Here is a 22,750-nt window from a genome sequence, read left to right as displayed (position 1 = left end):
GCTACTTTGCCCGGCTGTTCGCCACCGCCTCAATTGCGATGGCCATGACTTCCAGATCGCTTTCCGGCAGTGCATTTGCTGCCGCAGCGATCTTTGCTTTCAGCAGATCATGGCCAGTCAGCGCGGCTGTTTTCTTCTCAAAATCAAGCAATGCGTTCGGAGTGCTATCCAGAACGGTGGCTATCCGAACGAGTGTCGCCAGATCGGGCTCCCTTCGGCCCATGATGTAGTTGCCGTAACGACGCTCCGTAAGCCCCGCTCGGCGGGCAACTTCCGCATTGGAGAGACCAAGCTCCTTCGCGCGCTTTTTCAGATTTGCTGCAAATGATTCCATAGGAACAGATTGTTCCTGACAGAAACCACGGGTCTATGTACATTATGGCGTTAAAGATCACGTCATTATAGGTAGGCCATGCCACTCAGCGCCGACTATCTCTATCTCATCGCGGGCTGCAGTTTCGTCCTGGCAGCTTACCTCTGGCTCGAATGGCAGACCCGCATTCGACCCCTGCTCTTACCAAGCTCGGAGATTAAACGCCTTGCTGATGACCTGATTGAACGACATGGCGAGCGCGCGGAGGAATTCGCCGCAATGGAAGAAGACCGGGCATGGCGCTATTCGCGAAGCTTCGAGCAGGGCAAATGGCGGCGTGTGCGCAGAGAACTTGAGTGCCGCGACAATATCCCATAGCAGGATAATTCAGGATCGACTCTTGGCACTGCGATTTTGAGATTTTTCGGCATATGACAAAGTCTACGCATACACCCGAGTATCGGCTTCTTGTTGAGATACTGACCGACACGCGGCGAAAAGCAGGGTTAACCCAGCAGCAAATCGCAGATCGGCTGGGTAAGCCACAGTCCTATGTCGCAAAGGCCGAAGGGGCTGAAAGACGCATAGATGTCGTTGAGTTTGCAAAACTCTCGGCGGCGATGGATCAAGACCCGATAGCGCTTCTCCGCCTTTTACTCGAGCGGATAAAAGAGCAGCGCTCTCCTCTCTGATCAAGACTGTTTCGAAGCAATGACCTTGCGAAAAGTGAGGGAAATTCGTCTGCCTCGGGCTGTCTTGACTCCATTCACGACATCCGATTTTCGAGCCGGAATTTCATGGGTCCACCCGTAGCGGCCAGCGTCTCTCAGCAAGACGCCGGAGCGAGGTTGAAGCAAGACGCCGCATATGGCTGGTCCACGCAATTCGCGGAAAACCATCTCGCATGTGGATAAAAGGCTTATCGACACGATCGTATCGTCAAAACACGGCACACAATCGACGTGCGCACTGATGCCCTGCCCAGGAAGATATTCGTTCGCGATAACCTGATCGGGCAAATCCCGACAATAACCTGCGGTAACTAACCGCTCCGCGAACACGCCAAGCCATGGCGGCAACGGCCCGAGATACGCTTCCGCGGTAACAGCGCGCGCCTTATAATCGTACCGATAACCGAAATGCTGCACGCGACGCTTCAGCTCCGTGCTCCACACACCCGCATCCAGTCTGTGGGCGACGGCGGCCTCCTCCTCTGGAGAGAGAAAGCCGTCAAAATAGACAATGCCGGGGGGTAGAAGAGGTAGGCTTGTGACACGATCCATTTGCGGGCTGCTCTCCAACTGCCTGCAATAAACAGGGTTGGCCCATGGCTACACCGGGCATGTCAAAAGCATATGATGGCTGTAGCTACTCATCGAAATTTGCCTTCAAATGGACAAGTCGCCAAGCACGCAATTCGTCAACAATGCTATTGAGATAAATGGTGCCCGGAGGCGGATTTGAACCACCGACACGCGGATTTTCAATCCGCTGCTCTACCAACTGAGCTATCCGGGCACTTCAGGTCCTTGAAGAACCTCCGCTTTTGGCGGGCGGGGCTGTTTGGTGCCCCGAAAGTGAGCGGGGTTATAACATCTTGTTCGGACATGGCAAGCGCCATCGCGAAGTTTTTTGACAGTTTTTTCACGGCGCCTGTGGATGGTTTAAATCTATGCCCGGCGAAGGCAGGATTGCGGCGGAAAACCCGCTCCTGGGCATCCGCCGGGCCAGCGGGCGGTGGCGCGGCAGGGGACGGCTTATGCCCCCTCACTGCGCCGTGCGGCAAGGCCAAGCGCGATTGGCACAACGGCCACCAGCGCCGCCATGGCGGGCGAGGAGGCGAAGATGCGGCTTGCCAGCGAGGTGACGGCAACGGAGCGCACCACCGTCATCAGGCGCGAATTCTCGCGATCGCGCTCATGCCGGGCATTGGCGGATTTATGATGTGACGGGTTGGAGGCGGCTTCCAGCCGTTTGACGTCGCGGCGAATTTTTTCGAGCTGTTTGCGCAGATCATCCAGTTCCGCCCGCAAGGATGATTCCGGCGGGGCGGAGGCACGCGCCCTTCGGGCAGCAGCGGGTTTTGCAGCCTTCTTCTCCACGGCCTCCTCGTCCAGTTCGGCCAGATGGTCGTCAAGGTCCGAGGGCTTGTCGAAACCGTGGGATCGCAGTGGTGCTTTCATCGCTGTCTCCTGAGGCGTGCTGAATTGCGGCGGCGGGTGCTTTTGCCCGGCCAGCCTTTTCAACGCCTCAGCCCGGCAAAGGATGCACGGAAAGCAGGGAGGCAAGCATAATAAAACAGGCCCCGAAGGGCCTGTTCAATGTCTCGCTTGCAGCCTTAGGCCGCTTTGGCGGCGCTGGCATAGGGATCGAAGCGACCGTAGAAGGTCTCGCCCTTGGCGGCCATGTCCTTCAGCAGCGGCGTCGGCTTGAAGCGTGGGCCATAGGTCTCGCTGAGCTTTTCGGCGAGTGCCACGAAGTTCTTCACGCCCATGCCGTCGATGTAGGACAGCGCGCCGCCGGTATAGGGCGCGAAGCCGAAGCCGAGGATGGAGCCGACATCCGCCTCACGCGGATCGGTAACGATGCCTTCTTCCACCGTGCGGGCGGCTTCCAGCGCCACGGTGACGAGGAAGCGCTGTTTCAGCACCTCCATATCCACCGCTTCAGGCTTCTGCTGCGGATAAAGGTCCTTCAGGCCGGGCCAGAGGGATTTCTTGGCGGGTTTTGGCGGATAGTCGTAAAAGCCCTTGGCGTTCTTGCGGCCGAAACGGCCCTCGCCTTCCACCAGCTTCTTCACCAGCTCCATATGGCGCGGATCGACGGCCTTTTCGCCGAGATCGGCGACGGTGGCCTTCAGGATCTTGTAGGAAAGATCGATGGCCACCTCATCGTTCAGCGCCAGCGGGCCGACCGGCATGCCGGCGAATTTCGCGGCATTTTCGATCATGGCGGGCGGCACGCCCTCGATCAGCATGTCGTAGCTTTCCGCCATGTAGCGCAGCACGCAGCGATTGACGAAGAAGCCGCGCGTATCATTGACCACAATCGGGGTCTTCCTGATCTTGGCCACATAATCCAGCGCGACGGCGAGCGCCTTGTCGCCGGTTTCCTTGCCGAGGATCACTTCCGTCAGCATCATCTTCTCGACCGGCGAGAAGAAGTGGATGCCGATGAAATCCGCCGGGCGCTTCGAGCTCTTCGCAAGGCCGGTGATCGGCAAAGTGGAGGTGTTGGAAGCGAAGATCGCGCCCTGCGGCAAGACGGCTTCCACGGCCTCGATGACGGCTTTCTTCACGTCGCGGTCTTCGAAGACGGCCTCGATGACGAGATCGGCATCGGAGAGCGCCTTGTAATCCGCCGTCGGAGTGACGAGGTCTAGCAGGGCCTTGGCCTCATCCTGCGTCAGCCTGCCCTTGCCGATGGCGGCCTTGACGCTTTCCTCGCAATGGCCCTTGCCCTTGTCGGCGGCTTCCTGATCGCGATCCACCAGCACAACGGGGATGCCGGCGGCAGCCGTGACATAAGCGACGGCAGCGCCCATGAAGCCCGCGCCGACGACGCCGACCTTCCTGAACTCCGTCTTCGGCTGGCCGGCCGGGCGGCGCGCGCCCTTGCCCAGTTCCTGCATGGAAATGAACAGCGAGCGGATCATGCCGAAGGCTTCCTTCGAGCGAAGGATTTCGGTGAAATAACGCTGCTCCACCTTCAGTGCGGTATCGAAGGGCAATTGCAGGCCTTCATAGACGCATTTGAGGATGGCGAGTGCGGCCGGATAGTTGCCGGCGCTTTCACGGCGCAGGATGGCCGGTGCGGCGGGCCAGAGCTGGGCTGCGGCAGGCGTCCAGATGCCGCCGCCGGGGGCCTTGAAGCCCTTTTCATCCCAGGGTGCGACCGGTTTCAGGCCGTCCTTGATCATCTGCTTTGCGGTTGCAACCAGCTGATCCGGCTCTACCACCTGATGCACCAGACCCATGGCCTTGGCGCGCGCGCCGGTCAGCGACTGGCCGGTGGTCATCATCTGCAGTGCCGATTGCGCATCCGTCAGCCGCGGCACGCGCTGGGTGCCACCGGCGCCGGGGAAGATGCCGACCTTGACTTCCGGCAGGGCGATCTTGAGGTTCTTGGCGCTGGAGGCGACCCGGCCGTGGCAGGCAAGCGACAGTTCGAAAGCGCCGCCCATGCAGGTGCCGTTGATGGCCGAAACCCAGGGCTTGCCGTTGGTCTCGATCTTGCGGAACAGGCCCGTCATGCGGCCGACCAGTTCGAACAGCTTTGCCGCCGCCTGATCCGGGTTCTTCGTCTTCTCATCATTGTAGAAGGAGAACATCGACTTGATCATCGAAAGATCGGCGCCGCCGGAAAAGGTGCTCTTGCCGGAGGTGAAAACGACGCCCTTGACGGCGCTATCGGCGACGGTCGCGTCCACAATGGCGTTCAGCTCGTCCATCACCTCTGACGTGAAGACGTTCATGGATTTTTCCGGCATGTCCCAGGTGACGAGGGCAATGCCGTCTGCGTCCGTCTCGATGGTGAAATTGGTGTAAGTGCTCATTTGGGATTCCTCTTCCCTGAATCTTCATGGCCGCTTCGCTTTCTCCGTCATCCTCGGGCTTGACCCGAGGATCCAAGCACCGGGGATAGATCCTCGGGTCAAGCCCGAGGATGACGGAGGAACCGTTGCGGTATCAGCCGAAGCCTCTCAAACCCGCTCGATAACCGTCGCCGTGCCCATGCCAGCGCCGATGCAGAGCGTGACGAGCGCGGTGTTCAGATCGCGCCGCTCCAGCTCATCCAGCACCGTGCCGAGGATCATCGCGCCGGTTGCACCCAACGGATGGCCCATGGCGATGGCGCCACCATTGACGTTCATCCGGTCGTGGTCGATGTCGAAGGCCTGCATGTAACGCAGGACCACGGCGGCAAAGGCTTCGTTGAGTTCGAAAAGATCGATATCCGCAAGCTTCATGCTGGTCTTTTTCAGGAGCTTTTCGGTCACATCCACCGGGCCGGTCAGCATCAGCGCCGGATCGGAGCCGATATTGGCGAAAGCCTTGATGCGGGCGCGGGGCTTAATGCCCATCGCCTCGCCGCCCGCCTTCGAGCCAACCAGCACGGCGGCAGCGCCGTCGACGATGCCGGACGAATTGCCGGCGTGGTGCACGTAATTGATCCGCTCCACTTCCGGATGCGCCATGATGCCGACGGCTTCGAAGCCGCCCATTTCACCCGGCATCTGGAAGGACGGGTTGAGCGAGGCGAGCGCCTGCATGTCCGTGCCGGGGCGCATATGCTCGTCACGGTCGAGGATCGTCAGGCCGTTTGAGTCCTTCACCGGAATAACCGACTTGTTGAAATAGCCCTTATCCCAAGCATGCGCCGCGCGCTTCTGGCTTTCGACGGCATAGGCGTCGACATCGTCACGAGAGAAACCATACTTTGTGGCGATGAGATCGGCCGACACGCCCTGCGGCATGAAGAAGGCCGGGAAGTTGACCGAAGGGTCCATGTACCAGGCGCCGCCCGACATGCCCATGCCGACGCGCGACATGCTTTCGACGCCGCCGGCGATGACGATGTCGTCAGATCCCGCTTTGACCTTGCCGGCCGCGAAGTTGATGGCGTCGAGACCCGAGGCGCAGAAGCGTGAGATTTGCATGCCTGGCGCCCTGTTCGAATAACCGGCCTCGAAAGCGGCGGCCTTCGGGATCACCGCACCGGCATCCATGACGGGATCGACACAGCCCATGATGATGTCGTCGACGGCAGAAGTGTCCAGCCCATTGCGGTCGCGGATGGCTTCCAGTGTCTTGGCGGCAAGGCGAACGGAAGGCACCTCATGCAGGCTGCCATCCTTCTTGCCGCGTCCGCGCGGGGTGCGGACATGGTCGTAGATAAATACGTCGGTCATAACTCTCTCCCTGTGGCGTTATGAACGCCAGATTTCTCAGAATGCTTCCGCAGCCAGTTCCATCATGGTGTCCGCGCCGGTTTCGATGCGGGCCTTGCGCAGCGCGGTTTCCGGCATGATGCGCTCCATGTAAAACTTCGCCGTGACAAGCTTGGTCTTGAGGTAATCCTCGTCCGAAGCGCTGCCCGCTGCAAGCGCTTCGCTGGCGGCTTTCGCCATGCGCGCCTGCATGTAGCCCAGCACCACGATGCCGAAGAGATGCATATAGTCGGTCGAGCCGGCACCGGCATTGTCGGGTTTCGCCATGGCGTTCTGCATGAACCACATGGTTGCGGCCTGCAGGTCGTTCAAGCCCTTCTTCAGGCCCTTGGTGTAGAGGCTCAGCTTTTCATCGGCGCGGTTTTCCTCGCAGAAATCGCCGATTTCCTTGAACAGCGCCATGACGGCGCGGCCGCCATTCATGCCGAGCTTGCGGCCGACCAGATCGAGCGCCTGAATGCCGTTCGCGCCCTCATAGATCATGGTGATACGCGCATCGCGGACATATTGGCTCATGCCATGTTCCTCGATGTAGCCGTGGCCACCGAAGACCTGCTGCGCCATCACGGCATGGTCGAAGCCCTTGTCGGTCAGGACACCTTTCAGGATCGGGGTGACGAGGCCAAGCAGGTCGTCCGCCGCCTGGCGCTGCTTTTCATCGGCCGCACGGTGGGCAATGTCGGATTGCAGCGCGGTCCACAGAAGGAAGGCGCGGCCGGCCTCGTTATAGGCCTTGATGGTCATCAGCGTGCGGCGGATATCGGGATGCACGATGATCGGATCCGCCTTCCTGTCGGGGAATTTCGCACCGGAAAGCGAGCGGCCCTGAATGCGCTCACGGGCATATTCAACCGCGTTCTGATAGGCGATCTCACCGACCGAAAGACCCTGAAGGCCGACGCCGAGGCGGGCTTCGTTCATCATCACGAACATGGCCGAAAGGCCCTTGTTCTCAGCGCCCAGCAGATAACCGGTCGCGTCATCGTAGTTCATGACGCAGGTGGCGTTGCCGTGAATGCCCATCTTGTGTTCGATGGCGCCGCAGGTGACGCCGTTGCGCTCGCCCGGCGTGCCGTCTTCCTTCACCAGGAACTTCGGCACGATGAAGAGCGAAATGCCCTTGGTGCCTTCCGGCGCGCCTTCAATGCGGGCAATTACCAGATGAACGATATTGTTCGTCATGGAATGTTCGCCGGCGGAGATGAAGATTTTCTGGCCGGAAATTTTGTAGCTGCCATCAGCCTGCGGCACGGCCTTGGTGCGCAGCATGCCGAGATCGGTGCCGCAATGGGGTTCGGTGAGGTTCATGGTGCCAGACCATGTGCCTTCCACCATCTTCGGCAGGTAGGTGTCCTTCTGTTCCTGCGTGCCATGCACCAGAATGGCGGCAATCGCACCCTGCGTCAGGCCGGGATACATCATCAGCGACAGGTTGGCCGACGACATATATTCGCCGATCGCGGCGTGCAGCGTATAGGGCAGGCCCTGACCGCCGAATTCCGGCGGAACGGCAAGACCGATCCAGCCGCCCTCGCAATAGGCGTCATAGGCATCCTTGAAACCATCCGGCACGGAAACCGAACCGTCATCGGCGCGCTTGCAGCCCTGTTGGTCGCCGGAAAGGTTGAGCGGGAAAAGCCGCTCTTCGGCAAGCTTTGCGGCTTCACCGGTAATGGCCTCGATCATGTCGGGGGTTGCATCCTCGAAGCCGGGCAGGTTGTTATACCGCTCCAGGCCGAGAACGTCGTTCAGGATAAAAAGCGTGTCTTTAACTGGGGCCTTATAAACAGGCATTACCGATGTTCCTCCGCATCGTGGGCGCCGGCGATAATCCGGCCGATATGGGATGACAATATTTGACGTGCGCGTAAACGTCAAATAAATTTCGGCGGAATATCCCTTCTCCTTTTTCGCGGAATGGACGTCCGGCCCGGCGCAGGGCTGCCGCGTGCCGCAAAAGTTAAAAAATTCCGACCATAGTTAACCACTTCTTTACCACGTTTCGTGAATTCTCCCGACAGAGGTAACTGCTTCGTACTCCGGCGCATTTTCCTCAACGGGGGCGAATACCGGCTCTAGGATTGCTGCATGTTGCGGCGACGGCGTGTCCAGGCAGGCAACGTCGCGACAGATAACCGGGCACGGCGGGCGGAAGCGAAGCGAGCGAAAAGATGAACGGATTGCGATCGAAAACCCAACAGCCAAGCGACAGATCGTCTCTTGATGCGCTCAATCGCACCATTGAAGGCCTTGAAGCCCGTATCGAAGGGCTGATGAGCCAGAAGTTCCCGCGTGACCCCCGGGCCGCGAGCGCTCAGCCCGAAGCGAAAAGCGAGGCTTATGCCGCGCGCGCCGCCGTCACGCCGCCGCAGCTCGATCCCGTCAACGAAATCCGCCAGCGCCAGCGCCTCCTCGAGGCGAGCTTCCAGCGCCCGCAGGAACCCGTCGCCCGCCCGGAACGAACGATTACCAGACCGCTTGCACCGGAATACCGGCCGAGGGACGCACAGCAGGCAGCAGCCGCTCCCGCACCACGCGCGCGTTCCATCCCGCCCTATCAGGAGCCGCAGCGCAATGACGCGGCCCTGCAGGAAATCGCACAGGCGCTCGTCAATCTACGGCATGAGCTGAAGCACGACATTGCCGAGGGCGTTGCCCGCGAAGCGCAGGGCCTGCGCGCCGAGATCCGCAATATTCGCGCGGTAGCGGAAGACCAGCAGTTCATCGGCGATCTGCGCGACGATATCGCACGGCTGGCCGGCAGCATCGACCAGCTCGGCAATCTGGCGTCTCCCGATGCCTACGGGCTGCGCAACGAATTCGAGGACCTGCGCCTGACGATCGATCAGCTTGCGCGCGAAGACAGCGTGCACCGGATCGAAAGCCGCTGGAACAATGTGGAAGACACGCTGCGCGGTTTCGACGCCGGCGCGTTGCAGGATGAGATCGTTTCGCTCGCCTATCGTCTCGACGACATCAAGACCCAGCTTGGCGGCATGAGCAACAATCCGGCCGTGCGCGTGCTCGAAGACAAGCTGATCGCCATTGCCAGCGCCGTGGAGCAGCTTGGCAAGCACATGCAGCCGAACGAAGCGGCCTTTACCGAACAGTTTTCCGGTCTCGACCAGCGGCTGGACGAAATAAGCCGCGCCATTGCCGCAACCGGCACGCGCGCCAATGCGCAGGCAACGGACAATGCGCTGGCGCAGCGTCTGGAAACCCGGCTTAACGGCCTTGCCGAACAGCTTGGCGACATCAACCGCCTTGCCGCCGCAAAACCTGAACCGGCGCTGGACCTGACCGCCCGTCTTGAAGCGCTGGCGGGCAAGATCGACGAACTCAGCACCGCCCGCGACGCCGCCCAGTTGCATGAGCGGCTAGACCAGCTTTCCCTGCTTCTGGAGCGTTCGCAGCGCCCCTCGCAACAGGCGGAACTGACGTCTTTCCTCAGCGACATTTCCCGCAAGATCGATGCGCTGGATCACGGCGCCGTCAATGACGGTCTGGCAGAGCGGCTCGATACGCTCTCGCGCCGCATCGAGGACCTCGATTATCGTTACAGCCAGCCGCAACCGGCATCGGGCCTCAGCGAAAGCGCCTTCTCGCGTCTGGAAGAGCGGCTCGGCAATATTGCCGCCCGTCTCGACGAGACCGCCCATGCCGCGCCCGCCGACAGCCACGCGCTGGCAAGTCTTGAAAACCAGATCGCCCATCTCTCGACGCTGATCAGCCAGCCGGTGCAGATGCAGGCCGCGGGCATGCCGCCTGAACTCGATGCCCGCATGGCGGCCATCGAAGACTATATGGCGTCCAACGACGAATATATCATCGAAGCAGCCCGGCAGGCGGCCGAGGCCGTTCTCGACGCTTATACCCGCAACAATCTCTCGGCCGGCGCAAACCTTGCCGACATGACGATGCTGACCGATCTTGCGACCGATCTGCGCAATCTCGAAGCCTTGAGCCGCAACACCGAAGAACGCACGCACCGCACATTCGAAGCGCTGCATGAGACGCTGGTGCAGATCGCCGGCCGGCTGGATAACCTCGACAATGCTCCCGTCTACCGCGAAGAGGCCGCGCCCCGCAACGTCGCGAAGCCTGTGTCGGCCCCCGCGCACGAAGATGTGCCCATGCCGGCCGCCATCTTCCCGGAAGAGGGTTATATCGCCGAAGAACAGGCCATTCTCGACGCCGACGGGAAAGATGGGGATGCCATCGTGCCTCCCGCTGCGGCGAAGCCCGCGAAGGCGGAAAAAAAGAGCCTGCTTGCCGGCCTGACGAAGCGTTTCAAGACGGGTACTGCAAAGACCGTCAAAGCCGCAGAAGAACCCGTATCGGCCTCCTCCTCCGCCCGCACGCAGGTCGAGCCCGCCCCGTCGCTCGATCCGATCGACGTTCTGCCGGCGGGTCAGGAGAACGAACTTCTGGAGCCGGGTTCTGGTGCGCCCGATATCAAGAAAATCCTCGAGCGCGTGCGCGCCAGCCAGGTGGCCGCCAGCGGCAAGGCCGCAGACGCCGAAGGACGGACGGATTTCATTGCCGCCGCCCGTCGTGCGGCGCAGGCCGCCGCCATGGAAACATCGCCGGAGAAGCTCGATACCGGCAAGAAGGGCCGCAAGGCCGAGGCATCGGGGCTTTCGCGCTATCGCCGCCCGCTGCTGCTCGGCATCGGCGCCATTCTTCTGGCGATGATGGCCATGCCGCTCGTCAAGACGCTGATCGGCGGCGCGGAAGCCCCGGCTCCGGTCATCGAGCAGAAGCAGGACAATGGCCCGGTCTCCGCGCTTCCCGAAACGGGCGACAAGGCCGTGACCATTCCGTCCGATCTCGCCATCGATCCGGAACAGGCAGCATCCGCTGACAGCATCGAAAACACCGCACCGGCGGAAAACACCATCGATCCCCGCACCGTCGGCGGCGCGCCGCTGCCTGACGAGCCGCCGGTTGCCGACGTTCCTGCCGTGGATGCGGCAAATTCCGGCACCGTCGCGCAGAACGAACCTTCGGCTCCGGCACAGGTCACAGCCACGGCTGTTCCCGCCCAAGACGCCATCACCGTTCCCGCCGGCATCGAGCCGGCATCGCTTGCCGAAGCTGCTGCCAGGGGCGACACGCAGGCGCTGTTCGAGATCGCAGCCCGCTACACCGATGGCCGCGGCGTTGCCGCCGACCGCACCGAGGCGGCAAAATGGTACAAGCTCGCCGCTGATCGTGGCCTTGCACCCGCGCAATACCGTCTCGCCAATCTCTACGAGAAGGCGAACGGCGTCGAACGCAACCTTCCCGAAGCCAAGCGCTATTACACGCTGGCCGCGGAACAGGGCAATGCGGGCGCCATGCACAATCTCGCCGTCCTGCTCGCTTCCGATGCGGCCGGTCAGCCGGATTTCGCCGTCGCAGCGCAATGGTTCATCAAGGCCTCCGACCTCGGCGTTCGTGACAGCCAGTTCAACCTCGCCATTCTCTATGCGCGCGGCAGCGGCGTGAAGCAGGACATCGAGGAATCCTACAAGTGGTTCGCCATCGCAGCTAAGGATGGTGACGCCGACGCCGCCCAGAAGCGCGACGAAGTGGCGGGGGCCCTGAACCCGCAGCAGCTTCAGAGCGCAAAGGCCAAGGTGGACGCCTGGAAGGTCAAGCCGCTTTCGGAAGATGCCAACAGCGTCAACCCGCCCGAGGAATGGGCCGGCAAGGAAGGCGTGAAAACCGCTTCCGTGGACATGGAAAAGGCGATCCGCAACATTCAGGCGATCCTGAACAAGAACGGTTTCGATGCCGGCCAGCCTGACGGCAAGCTCGGCAAGAACACCGTGACGGCCATCAAGGACTTCCAGAAGTCCGTGGGCCAGACGCCGGACGGCCGCATTACCAACGAGCTGGTGACCGCGCTTCTCGCCCGCAACAAATAAACATTCGAGAACCGACTAAGCGGCCCCTTGGCCGCTTTCGCTCAGCCCGGCGCAGGAATGTGGCCGGCTGCCGACACACGGCCGCTATCTTTCCAAATTATCAACGTATTTACCGTTGAATGTTGACAGGTCAGGCCCTCGCGGGCATGACGGATGAAGGCCGGGCATGCCCGGTCTTTTCAGACAGAAAGTGTAAATCGCGGCGCGGCCCCCTCACCCGGACAAGCCCTGCCGCCCGGAACCATTTGCCCGAGGTCCGAGCCGTGACTGTCTATCTGCCGATCGCAGAACTGTCGGTGAATATTTTCATCATTCTCGGCATGGGCGCGGCCGTCGGTTTTCTTTCCGGCATGTTCGGCGTGGGCGGCGGTTTTCTGATTACCCCGCTTCTGATTTTCTACAATATTCCGCCTGTGGTGGCCGTGGCGACGGGTGCAAACCAGGTTGTCGCCTCTTCCGTGTCAGGCTCGATCACGCATTTCCGGCGCGGCACGCTCGACGTCAAGCTCGGCAGCGTGCTGCTTGTGGGCGGTCTGGTGGGTGCGACGGTCGGCGTGTGGATATTCTCCTTCCTGCGCAGCATCGGCCAGCTCGATCTCATCGTGTCGCTGCTCTATGTCATCCTGCTCGGCACCGTCGGCGGGCTGATGCTGAAGGAAAGCATTTCGGCGCTTCGCCGCGCCGCCCGCAACGAAACCGTGACGCTGCGCCGGCCGGGCCATCACAACTGGGTGCACCGCCTGCCGCTGAAAATGCGGTTCAAGAAATCGAAGATCTATCTCAGCATCATTCCCATCGTCACGCTGGGTTTCGGCATCGGCATCCTCACCTCGATCATGGGTGTGGGCGGCGGCTTCATCATGGTGCCGGCGATGATCTATCTCTTACGCATCCCCACCAGCGTGGTTGTCGGCACCTCGCTGTTCCAGATCATTTTCGTAACCGCCTATACGACCGTGGTTCAGGCGGCGACCAACTATTCCGTCGATGTGGTGCTGGCCTTCATCCTGATGGTGGCAGGCGTCATCGGCGCGCAATATGGCGTGCGCGTCGGCCAGAAACTGCGCGGCGAACAGCTACGCGCCCTGCTTGCGCTTCTCGTTCTCGCTGTTGCGCTTCGCCTTGCCGTATCGCTGGTGGTGCGCCCGGAAGACCTGTTTTCGGTGGCCGTCGGGGGGTTAGGTTATTGACCCGCCATTTGCTGCTTGCCGCCCTTGCGCTGGCCTCATGCCTCAACCTCGGGCAAACCGCTTCGGCCCAGACACCGCCGCTTGCCCTGCCGCCCGGCCCGCAGCAGCGATCCCTGCTGGAAAATATCGAAATCGGCGCATCGACGACCGAAATTCCAATTGCTTCCGATTTTCGCGGCGCGGATTTTACGCTTTTCGGTGCGCTGAACAATACCGACCAGTTGCTGCTCGCCATCGGGCAATACGACATCGTCGTGACGCTCGAGGGACCGAGCGACTATATGACCGTGCGCAAAAAGGAACGCGTTGCAGGCATCTGGATCAATACCAGCGCCATCACCTTCACGCCGCTGCCGGAATCCTATTCTATGGCCAGCACGCGCAATATCAGCGACGTTGCCTCGCCCGGAACGCTCCGCGCCATGGGGCTTGGCGTCGACCATCTGTCACTGAAAAGCGCGGTCTTTTCCGGCGTGCCCGACAATGTCTTCGATTTTCAGGAAGCCTATCGGCGTCTGAAGCTTTCCAGCGGCATCTATCGTAACGACACGACCGGGGTGCGGCTGGAACGCACCGGCCTGTTCTGGGCGACGTTGCGCCTGCCGGCCAACGTGCCGAACGGTGTGCACACCGCCCGCGCCTATCTCTTCAAGAGCGGCAAATTCATCGCCCAGCGCGAACTGAAACTGCGCGTCGTCAAGACCGGCATGGAACAGGCGATCACCGACGCCGCGCATCAGACGCCGCTTGCCTATGGCGCGCTCTGCGTTCTGCTTGCCGTCGTGACCGGCTGGGGCGCCAGCATCATCTTCCGCAAGGACTGATCGGTTTTCATCCCGCAAAAGAGAGCTTCTACCGCCCCTGTCGGCAAAGATAGCATTCGCTTCCGCCATCGGTTTGCAGTAAAATTCAAGGCGTTACAATCATGCATGCAGCTCAAGGCGGCATGTGCGGTTTTGACCGGGATGAAAAGGAGAAATGTCATGTTCAAGCACATTCTCATTCCCACCGATGGCTCGCCGCTGGCGCAGATCGCAATCGACCAAGGGTTCGCTCTCGCCAAGGAGGCAGGCGCAAAGGTGACCGTCGTGACGGTATCGGAACCCTTTCACGTGATTGCCAGCGATGTCGAAGACATTGCCGCCATTGCCGAAGAAGAATTCCACCGCTGCGAGGAAGCGGAACATCTGCTGAGAGATACGCAGGCGCAGGCCACTTCCATGGGGCTGGATTGCGAAGCGCTGCTGGCGCGGGCTGGAAGGCCCGACGAGGCGATCATCGAAGCCGCCAACAGGAGCGGCTGCGACCTCATCGCCATGGCCTCGCACCGGCGCAGGAGCTTCGTGGAAATGCTACTCGGCAGCGTCACGGCCAAGGTGCTGAAGAATTCGAAGATACCGGTGCTGGTCTACCGGCAATAGAGCATTTCCAGTAAAGCTGCGTAAGCGGTTTTACATCCGGAAAATACGCTCAGCCGAGAAGATTTGAAAACCGCACCGAATAGATACGGTCCCTCCCCATCAGATGCGCGACGAGAGCGGCATGATCGAACAGGCCGCGCATGGCCTTGTGCCGCAAATCCAGCCCGCCGCTCATGACCCCGAAAGCCGGCATCAACAGACGCGAACCGTCGGTGGCGAAACAGGGCCGCCGCACCGTCTTTTCGCGGCGGCGGACCGTGGCGGAGGGATGCAGGTGGCCGGCGATTTCGCCGGCGGCATCGCCCAGCTTCGGCTCGTGGCGGAAGACGAGAGTGCCGTAAAACATCTCGTCCACCGAAGAGCCCGGCAGATCGACCGTGCCGTCGGGATCGTGATTGCCGTTGATCCATATCCATTCGCGGCCACGGGCCATGTCGCGAATGAGTTCACGCAGCGGCAGCGGCAGGTGCTCGGAACCGACGCGGTCGTGGAAATTGTCGCCAAGGCTGACCACGATCTTCGGATCGTAACGGCTGACGAGGGAGGAGAGGATTTTAAGCGTGGCGATGGTGTCGTAAGGCGGCAGCATACGTCCGCGCCTTGCAAAAGCCGCGCCCTTTTCCAGATGCAGATCGGAGACGACGAGCAGCGACAGGTCCGGCAGGTAAAGCCCGCCCAAAGGATCGCACCAGGCGGCGACGCCATTGATGGCGGTTTCGCTGCCGAGGCATTCGAAGCCATTGGAAAACTTGTCGCTCAATGTCAGCCGGCTCAGCACTTTTGCCTTTGTTCCTTCATTCCGCTCAGATGTTTCAGGACATGGCCTCGGCGATCAGCTCGTCGGCGGCCTCGGCCAGCACATCGTCCATCGCCTCGCCCGCCACCGTCTCACGGCCGATTTCCAGCATGACGGGAACGGCAAGCGGCGAAACATGTTCCAGCGCGCAATGGGTGGTGTGACCCTTGATTCGCCTCAGCATATCGCCAAGACGGCCAATGTCCAAAAGTCCGGCTGCCGCATCCCGCCGCGTCGCTTCCAGCAGGATATGATCCGGCTCATGGCTGCGAAGAACGTCATAAATAAGATCGGCGGAGACCGTCACCTGCCGGCCGGTCTTTTCCTTGCCCGGATGGCGGCGCTCGATCAGCCCGGAAATGACGGCGCAATTGCGGAAGGTACGCTTCAGCATGAAGGATTCGTCCAGCCACGCCTCCAGATCGTCGCCCAGCATGTCCTCATCCAGCAGGTCTGCAAGCGAAAGGCGGCGGGATTTCAGCCGCCTGCCGATATCTTCCATGGCCCAGATGGCGAGCGAATAGTCGGTGGCGACAAAGCCCATGGGCTTTGCGCCCGCGCGTTCCAGTCTCCGCGTCAGCAGCATGCCGAGCGTCTGGTGCGCCAAGCGTCCCTCGAAGGGATACATGACCATGAAGAAGCGCTTGCGGAAGGGGAAGGTCTCCACCAGCAGCTCGTCGCGCTTGGGAATGATCGACTTTTCCTTCTGGATCGCCAGCCAGTCGCGCACCTGATCCGGGAGCGCATGCCAGCGCGTCGGGTCTGCCAGCATGGAGCGCACTTGATCCGCCAGGTAGGTGGAGAGCGGGAACTTGCCGCCGGCATAGGAGGGTATCTTCGGGTCCATGGAGAAGGCCTGGGAGACCAGGCATTCATTCTCCCTGATACCCTCGAAGCGCAGCACCTTGCCGGCGAAGAGGAAGGTATCGCCCTGCACCAGTTGCTCGAGGAAATATTCCTCGACCTTGCCGAGCGACATACCGCCGCGCCCGACCGTGCCCTTGGCATTGCGCTTGACCATGCGGACGTTCAATTCCGCCGCCTCGACGATGGTGCCGAGGTTCAGGCGATATTGCTGCGCGACCGCCGGATTGGAGACGCGCCAGCGACCGTCCTTCATCTGGCGGATGCGGGCGTAACGCTCATAAGTGCGCAGCGCATAACCGCCGGTCGCGGTGAAATCCACCACCCGGTCGAAGGTGGCGCGCGGCAGATCGGAATAGGGCGAAGCGCTGGTCACTTCGCGATAAAGATCATCCGCATCGAAGGGCTCGGCGCAGGCCATGCCGAGCACATGCTGGGCGAGAACATCGAGCGCGCCTTCGGCAATGGGGGGCGTATCCTGCGCGCCGATATAATTGGCATCAAGGGCTGCCCGGCACTCCATCACCTCGAAACGGTTGGCGGGAACGAGGATCGCCTTTGACGGCTCGTCCATGCGGTGATTGGCGCGGCCGATGCGCTGGGCCAGGCGGCTTGCGCCCTTCGGCGCGCCGACATGCACGACGAGATCGACATCGCCCCAGTCTATGCCGAGATCGAGCGTGGAGGTGGCGACGACGGCGCGCAATTTGTTTTCCGCCATGGCCGCTTCCACCCTGCGGCGCTGGCCGGCATCCAGCGAGCCGTGATGCAGCGCAATCGGCAGATTGTCGTCATTGATGGTCCAGAGTTCCTGGAAGATCAGCTCCGCCTGCGAGCGGGTGTTGACGAAGATCAGCGTCGTCTGGTGGTCCTTCAGCGCGGTGTACAAATCCTTCATGGCGTAACGCGCCGAATGGCCGGACCATGGGATGCGCTCTTCCGTGCTCAGGATGGAGATATCCGGCTTTGCCCCACCCTCGACGGTGATGAGGCCGGCGGGCGGCTCATCCGGCCCCTGCGGCGCGAGATAACGGCGCAAATCCATCGGCTCCGCCACCGTGGCCGAAAGGCCGATGAAGCGCACATCGGGTGCGTGCCGGCGCACACGCGCGAGCGCCAGTGCCAGCAGATGGCCGCGTTTGGAGGTGACGAGCGAATGCAACTCGTCGAGCACCACATATTTCAGGTCACGGAAAAAGCGCTCGGCCTCCTTGTTGGCGAGCAGCAGCGAGACCTGCTCCGGCGTCGTCAGCAGAATATCCGGCGGCTTGACCTTCTGGCGCTGGCGTTTGCCCTGCGGCGTATCGCCGGTGCGGGTCTCGATGGAAATCGGCAAGCCCATTTCGGAGACGGGTCTGGTGAGGTTGCGCTCGATATCCACCGCCAGCGCCTTGAGCGGCGAGATGTAAAGCGTGTGCACGCCGACGAAGCCCGAGCCTGCCGGCACCTTGCCGCGTTCCGCCAGAGCGGTGAGCGAGGCCATGAAGCCGCCCAGCGTCTTGCCGGCACCCGTCGGCGCGATCAGCAGCATGTTCTCGCCGCCGCGTGCGCGCGCCATCAGCTCCAATTGATGCGCACGCGGAGACCACCCTTTTTCGGCAAACCATTTCTGGAATGGAAGGGGCAAGGAGCCGACATGGGTGCCGGAAATGGGAGACTCGGTGTGTTTCACGTCTTCAAGGTAGTGAAAAACCTGCAAAAAAGAAGGGCGGAACGGGACCGCTTGACAGAAAGCATAATCGCGGATAAATTTTATCCATGATACTGAAACGAACCGCACAGGGACAAGTCGGATGAAACTCGGCGACGGCGTGGAACAGGCCATTCACAGCGTGGGCATGCTGGCGGGACTTTCCGAAGGCGGCGTGCTGTCGGCAGCGGCGCTGGCGGAATTTCACGGCGTTTCCACGAGCTACCTGCTGAAGCATCTCCAGTCGCTGTCCAATGCCGGGATTGTCGCCACCGTGCCGGGGCCGAAGGGCGGTTATCGTCTGGCAAGGGCAACCGACAGAATCACCCTTCTCGATATCGTGCTGGCCGTCGAAGGGCCGCAGCCTGCCTTCCGCTGCGCGGAAATCCGCCAGCGTGGGCCGAACCCCTTGCCGGGGCGTTATTTCACCAAGCCCTGCGGCATCAATGCCGCGATGCTGAAAGCGGAGAAGGCCTATCGGGCGGAACTCGCCAAGACCACCATCGCCGACATTCTGGGCGATCTCGCCGCCAATGACGATGGCGGGATTGCCGCGCGGGGCTGCGCCTTTCTGGAGCTGAACGAGCGTAAAGCAGCGACGCGCTGATACAGCCACACCTTAACCAACCCAATGCCGGTCAGCCCGACAGCTTTCCGGACCGATGACGCATGACTTCAAACAGATCCAACCAATGGAGAGACCCATGAAAACCCGTATCAACTATGCCAAAGCATCCCCCGAAGCCTTCAAGGCCGTCATGGCTCTAGAGAATTACGTTCAGGGCAGCGGGCTGGAGCGCCGCTTCGTTCACCTCATCAAGCTGCGTGCCTCGATCATCAACGGCTGCGCTTTCTGTGTGGATATGCATGTGAAGGAAAGCCGCCATGACGGGCTTTCCGAACAATGGATCAACCTGATGAGCGTGTGGAGGGAATCCCCCGTTTATACCCAGCAGGAACGGGCGCTGCTCGGCTGGGTGGACGCGGTGACGAAGATTGCCGAAACCGGCGCCCCGGATGACGCCTTCGAGACGCTGAAGGCGCATTTTTCCGATGAGGATATCGTGAAGATCACCGTCGCCATCGGCGCGATCAACACCTGGAACCGCATCGCCGTCGGTTTCCGCTCGCAGCATCCGGTCGATGCGGCTGCGAAGGCGGCGTGACCTCTTAAACCCGAAACGGGCGGCCGCTACATGGCGATGTAGCGGTCGTTCCTGTGATTGATGGCAAGCGTGAGGTTCATGACCAGCGCGCCGAGGACGGAGCAGATGATGACGAAAGGTGTGGCCACGAAGAACGAGCAGGCCAGCACCATGCCGTCAAAGGCGAGCTGCACGAGGCCCGCGCGCCAGCCGAAACGATCCTGAAGATAAAGCGCCAATATGCCGAAACCGCCGAGGCTGGTGCGGTGGCGGAACAGCGCCAGCATGCCGGCTGCAACCGTCAGCCCACCGAAAAGTGCGGCGGCAACCGGACTGATGCTCTGAAAGGCGAAAAAGCCGGCCATATATTCCGACAGCAGCGCCGTCATGGCGATGGCGCAGAAGGTCTTGACCGTGAAGGCAAGGCCGAGGCGACGGAAGGCGAGATAATAAAACGGCAGATTGACGAGGAAGAACACCACGCCGAAGCTGAAGCCGGTGGAATAATGCGCCAGAAAGGCAAGGCCGACGGTGCCACCGGTGAGCAGGCCCGCGGCGGAAAGCAGTGTCACACCGAGCGAGACGAGCATGCTGCCGGCCAGAACGCCCTGAGCATCCTCCAGCAGCGAATGACGATCGGGCGCGGAAGCCCAGATATTCAAGCGCTTGCGTGCAGTCGTATCGACCATGCCTGTTCCCCTGATTTTCCGGCCTCTGTCGAGCTATTGCGCAAAAGCGCGATGGATTTCAAGCGTGCTTCGCTCAACGCACAACGATGTATCTATCCGAGCGGTGATTGATGGCGAGAAACATGTTGAGCACGAAAGCTCCGACAATCGAATAGACAACCGTGGCCGGATCGATGACGAGGAAGGCGCAAAGCATCACGAAGGCATCGAAAGCGAGCTGGATGAGACCGGCGCGGATGCCGAAGCGGTCCTGAATATAGATGGCCAGAATGCCGATACCGCCCAGGCTGGCGCGGTGGCGATAGAGCGCCAGCAAGCCGTAACCCAGCAACAGGCCGCCGAGCAGCGCCGCCCAGAGCGGATTGATACTGTCGATCACCATCCAGCGCGCTTCCACTTCCGTCAGCACCGAAACGAGGCCGATGGCGATGAAGGTCTTGAAGGAGAAGGCAAGACCGAGGCGGCGGAAGGACAGGTAATAAAACGGCAGATTGACGAGGAAGAACAGGAGGCCGAAGCTGATGCCGAAAGCATAATGCAGGAGAAAGGCGACGCCGGCGGTGCCGCCGGTCAGAAGGCCGACCTTGTTCAGAAGATAAAAGCCGAGCGCCGAGACGATGGCACCGGTGACGATGCCCTGCACGTCTTCGACCGGCGCATGTTTGGCCGGATCGGAACTCCACATGCCGTAAACGCTTCTCGTTCTGCTCACGCTTTTTTCCTCAGCTTCAGGCATATTTTGCACTGCAAAAAACATCTGAGCAAGATGGATACGTAAGGAAGCCTGACCTATCGCGAAAATGGCAAGAAACGGAATGTTCAGGCTTTGGCACGGGCAAGAAAAAGAATGCCGGAAAGGGGTTTTCCGGCATCCTTGCGAATGGTGGTTTTGCTAATTTCGATGAGAGAAAAGCCCGTCCGCTCAAGAAGCTCGGTCACATAGCTCTTCGAATGGGCGTAACGAAGGGATTCCCGAAGCACGAAACCGTCTTCATCCCCCGCATCCTCCACCGAAAAGGCGAAAAAGCCTGAAGGCGAAAGCAGGGCGGAAACGAGCGGCATGACGGTTTCGAGACTGCCGAGATACATCATCACATCGGCGGCGGCCACAAGGCCGGCGCGGTGCTGCGCAAGCGTGGAGGTGAAGAGCCCCGAGGCTTCCGGCTCCAGCGAAAGATCGGCCTGGTCGAGATGATCGTAAAGCCCCTTTTCCTCCGCCTTGGCCAGCATGTTCTGGGAAATATCGAAACCTTCCAGCCGGTTTGCGAAGGTGCGGATTTCAACGCCAAGGAGGCCGGTGCCGCAGCCAATATCGACAATGGTGTCGAACACGCCGCTTCCCGCCGCCTTGCCGATCAGTTCCGCCAGCTTTTGCGGCACGCTGTAATCCAGCTTTTCCAAAAGCGAGGTTTCGAAACGGTCGGCATAATCGTCGAAGAGCCCTTCCACATAGCGGCTCGGCGGTTGCTCGGGCGTTTCGGCGGCGCCGAGAACCGCGAGTTTCAGCTCGGCTGCAAACAGTCCTTCGGTGTCCAGTTCGGCGACTTTCCCGTAGGCCGCCACGGCTTTTTCCGTTTCGCCCGCTTTTTCGTGATATTCCCCGAAGCGAAACCAGCCCGCCGTCCACCGCGGCGCAAGCTCCAGCGCCTGTTCCATGAGTTCGGCGGCAGCGGGAAAGTCACCGCTCTCCGCCAGCATGCGGGCATAGTTCGCCCGGCGGTCGGCAATGACGTCACCGGAAGAAAACTGGTTTGGGGCCATTCAAGATTCCTGAGAAGATGTCGGCTGTCATTTATCAAGCCATAAAAAAACTCAAGTCCTATTTCATGGCGGCCTCGTGGAATTGGCGAATTTGACGCGATATAGTGCGGCGAAACTTGCATCGAAGCGTCGTGCTTCATATGTCAGGACAAAACAGGAGACGTGCTGATGGCCGGTGAGGTCAACAAAATGCTGGGTGACACGGTGGCCCGTACCGTGGTGAAGCTGCTGGTGGTTTCATTGCTCGTCGGCTTTCTGATGGCGATCTTCGGATTGACGCCATGGAACATCATCTACGGCGCGCGCGATTTCGTGGTCGACCTGTGGCGCAGCGGTTTCCATGCGCTGGGCGCAATCGGCGACTATCTGATCCTCGGGGCAACGATCGTCATTCCGGTTTTCATCATCCTGCGCCTCCTGAGCTACCGCCGCTGACATGACCCACTCCACGTTTCAAACGCTTTCACGGCGCGGCTTCGTGCTGCTTTCCGCCGGCTCCGTTCTTTCCGCCTGCGTTTCCATGCCCACCAACAAGGGCATGCCCTCCGGCACCCGCGACGAGACGGCGGCGGCGCTTCCCATGGTCAACGATCTGCGCCGCTCCAAGGGGCTTTCGCCGCTTGCCATCAATGGCGCGGCAAGCGGTGCTGCCGCCTATCAGGCCGGCCGCATGGTCAAGGCGCAGAAGATGGCGCATCTGATCGGCCTGACCGACAGTTTCCTGATCCGCATGAAAGACGGCAATGTGCCGCTTCCGGCAGCGGAAAACGTGGCCGCCGGGCAGGACAGCGTCGAGCGGGTGGTGAAGGCCTGGATCGGCTCACAACATCACCTCGAAAACATGCTCGGGCCCTATAACGGCCTCGGCGTCGCGGTCGCCTATGACGCGGCCAGCCGCAACCGCCCCTATTGGGCGATGGTGCTCTGCGCCTGAGATAGTGGTGGGGAACTAGGGCTACCCTCGTGATCCTCATTCCTGTGCTCGTCACAGGAATCCTGTGTATTGGATTTGTGCTATG

Annotated in this window: 21 protein-coding genes and 1 tRNA gene; 10 read left to right on the top strand and 12 right to left on the bottom strand. The window is 61.0% G+C overall.

Annotated features, from left to right (window positions below; all coding sequences use genetic code 11):
• Position 1: 1 nt before the first annotated feature.
• Complete coding sequence (locus tag L901_RS23020; protein ID WP_059760526.1) at positions 2 to 334, bottom strand: helix-turn-helix domain-containing protein; 333 nt, start codon at positions 332 to 334, stop codon at positions 2 to 4.
• 78 nt (positions 335 to 412) lie between these two features.
• Here L901_RS23020 and L901_RS23015 point away from each other — a divergent pair, with 78 nt between their 5' ends.
• Positions 413 to 691, top strand: coding sequence for a hypothetical protein (locus tag L901_RS23015; protein WP_059760524.1), 279 nt, complete (start codon positions 413 to 415; stop codon positions 689 to 691).
• 53 nt (positions 692 to 744) lie between these two features.
• A complete protein-coding gene (locus tag L901_RS23010) occupies positions 745 to 1,005 on the top strand; it encodes a helix-turn-helix domain-containing protein (RefSeq protein ID WP_059760522.1) in 261 nt (86 codons plus the stop codon).
• On the opposite strand, the gene L901_RS23005 is transcribed toward L901_RS23010, so the two are convergent.
• From L901_RS23005 to L901_RS22980, 6 genes are all read right to left on the bottom strand, one after another.
• Complete coding sequence (locus tag L901_RS23005; protein ID WP_059760520.1) at positions 1,006 to 1,596, bottom strand: alpha-ketoglutarate-dependent dioxygenase AlkB; 591 nt, start codon at positions 1,594 to 1,596, stop codon at positions 1,006 to 1,008.
• 159 nt (positions 1,597 to 1,755) lie between these two features.
• Positions 1,756 to 1,831: transfer RNA gene (locus tag L901_RS23000), tRNA-Phe, on the bottom strand.
• 239 nt (positions 1,832 to 2,070) lie between these two features.
• Positions 2,071 to 2,496: a hypothetical protein gene (locus tag L901_RS22995; RefSeq protein ID WP_059760518.1), complete on the bottom strand. Its 426-nt coding sequence runs from the start codon at positions 2,494 to 2,496 to the stop codon at positions 2,071 to 2,073.
• A gap of 155 nt (positions 2,497 to 2,651) precedes the next feature.
• Positions 2,652 to 4,868, bottom strand: coding sequence for a 3-hydroxyacyl-CoA dehydrogenase NAD-binding domain-containing protein (locus L901_RS22990; protein WP_059760516.1), 2,217 nt, complete (start codon positions 4,866 to 4,868; stop codon positions 2,652 to 2,654).
• Positions 4,869 to 5,015: 147 nt separating this feature from the next.
• Positions 5,016 to 6,224: an acetyl-CoA C-acetyltransferase gene (locus L901_RS22985; RefSeq protein WP_059760514.1), complete on the bottom strand. Its 1,209-nt coding sequence runs from the start codon at positions 6,222 to 6,224 to the stop codon at positions 5,016 to 5,018.
• A gap of 36 nt (positions 6,225 to 6,260) precedes the next feature.
• Entirely contained in the window at positions 6,261 to 8,057 is a 1,797-nt protein-coding gene (locus L901_RS22980) for an acyl-CoA dehydrogenase C-terminal domain-containing protein (RefSeq protein WP_059760512.1), read from the bottom strand.
• A gap of 377 nt (positions 8,058 to 8,434) precedes the next feature.
• On the opposite strand from L901_RS22980, the gene podJ reads away from it, so the two are divergent.
• The 4 genes from podJ (at position 8,435) to L901_RS22960 (ending at position 14,786) form a co-directional block, all read left to right on the top strand.
• The gene (gene podJ / locus L901_RS22975) at positions 8,435 to 12,175 is read left to right on the top strand and encodes a cell division protein PodJ (RefSeq protein ID WP_082710799.1); all 3,741 of its coding nucleotides are present in this window, start codon (positions 8,435 to 8,437) and stop codon (positions 12,173 to 12,175) included.
• 263 nt (positions 12,176 to 12,438) lie between these two features.
• Positions 12,439 to 13,365: a sulfite exporter TauE/SafE family protein gene (locus L901_RS22970; protein ID WP_003522786.1), complete on the top strand. Its 927-nt coding sequence runs from the start codon at positions 12,439 to 12,441 to the stop codon at positions 13,363 to 13,365.
• The gene (locus L901_RS22965) at positions 13,362 to 14,189 is read left to right on the top strand and encodes a TIGR02186 family protein (RefSeq protein ID WP_059760508.1); all 828 of its coding nucleotides are present in this window, start codon (positions 13,362 to 13,364) and stop codon (positions 14,187 to 14,189) included. The genes L901_RS22970 and L901_RS22965 overlap by 4 nt, the downstream gene beginning before the upstream one ends.
• A 159-nt stretch (positions 14,190 to 14,348) precedes the next feature.
• The gene (locus tag L901_RS22960) at positions 14,349 to 14,786 is read left to right on the top strand and encodes a universal stress protein (RefSeq protein WP_003522788.1); all 438 of its coding nucleotides are present in this window, start codon (positions 14,349 to 14,351) and stop codon (positions 14,784 to 14,786) included.
• A gap of 49 nt (positions 14,787 to 14,835) precedes the next feature.
• On the opposite strand, the gene pdeM is transcribed toward L901_RS22960, so the two are convergent.
• Both pdeM and L901_RS22950 read right to left on the bottom strand, forming a co-directional pair.
• Positions 14,836 to 15,564, bottom strand: a complete 729-nt coding sequence (gene pdeM / locus L901_RS22955) for a ligase-associated DNA damage response endonuclease PdeM (protein ID WP_059760505.1) — start codon at positions 15,562 to 15,564, stop codon at positions 14,836 to 14,838.
• A 34-nt stretch (positions 15,565 to 15,598) separates the two neighbouring features.
• Positions 15,599 to 18,118 carry a ligase-associated DNA damage response DEXH box helicase gene (locus L901_RS22950; protein WP_059760504.1) on the bottom strand — a complete coding sequence of 840 codons (2,520 nt, stop codon included), beginning with the start codon at positions 18,116 to 18,118 and terminating at the stop codon, positions 15,599 to 15,601.
• A 121-nt stretch (positions 18,119 to 18,239) separates the two neighbouring features.
• Between L901_RS22950 and L901_RS22945 the strand changes: the two genes are divergently transcribed.
• A complete protein-coding gene (locus L901_RS22945) occupies positions 18,240 to 18,743 on the top strand; it encodes an Rrf2 family transcriptional regulator (RefSeq protein WP_059760503.1) in 504 nt (167 codons plus the stop codon).
• Between the two features lie 97 nt (positions 18,744 to 18,840).
• Positions 18,841 to 19,302 carry a carboxymuconolactone decarboxylase family protein gene (locus L901_RS22940; RefSeq protein ID WP_035227571.1) on the top strand — a complete coding sequence of 154 codons (462 nt, stop codon included), beginning with the start codon at positions 18,841 to 18,843 and terminating at the stop codon, positions 19,300 to 19,302.
• Between the two features lie 26 nt (positions 19,303 to 19,328).
• On the opposite strand, the gene L901_RS22935 is transcribed toward L901_RS22940, so the two are convergent.
• From L901_RS22935 to L901_RS22925, 3 genes are all read right to left on the bottom strand, one after another.
• Entirely contained in the window at positions 19,329 to 19,970 is a 642-nt protein-coding gene (locus L901_RS22935; RefSeq protein WP_059760502.1) for a YitT family protein, read from the bottom strand.
• A 73-nt stretch (positions 19,971 to 20,043) separates the two neighbouring features.
• Positions 20,044 to 20,655: a YitT family protein gene (locus L901_RS22930; RefSeq protein WP_035236585.1), complete on the bottom strand. Its 612-nt coding sequence runs from the start codon at positions 20,653 to 20,655 to the stop codon at positions 20,044 to 20,046.
• Positions 20,656 to 20,789: 134 nt separating this feature from the next.
• Positions 20,790 to 21,731 carry a class I SAM-dependent methyltransferase gene (locus L901_RS22925; protein WP_059760499.1) on the bottom strand — a complete coding sequence of 314 codons (942 nt, stop codon included), beginning with the start codon at positions 21,729 to 21,731 and terminating at the stop codon, positions 20,790 to 20,792.
• 168 nt (positions 21,732 to 21,899) lie between these two features.
• On the opposite strand from L901_RS22925, the gene L901_RS22920 reads away from it, so the two are divergent.
• The gene (locus L901_RS22920; RefSeq protein WP_003493739.1) at positions 21,900 to 22,166 is read left to right on the top strand and encodes a DUF6460 domain-containing protein; all 267 of its coding nucleotides are present in this window, start codon (positions 21,900 to 21,902) and stop codon (positions 22,164 to 22,166) included.
• Position 22,167: 1 nt separating this feature from the next.
• Entirely contained in the window at positions 22,168 to 22,665 is a 498-nt protein-coding gene (locus L901_RS22915; RefSeq protein WP_003519931.1) for a CAP domain-containing protein, read from the top strand.
• The last annotated feature ends 85 nt before the right edge of the window (positions 22,666 to 22,750 follow it).

Origin of the sequence: Agrobacterium sp. D14 (genome assembly GCF_001526505.1) — a bacterium.
GTDB lineage: Bacteria > Pseudomonadota > Alphaproteobacteria > Rhizobiales > Rhizobiaceae > Agrobacterium > Agrobacterium leguminum.
Note: the sequence above shows the minus strand (reverse complement) of the source record. Positions and strands in the feature narration are given on the sequence as shown.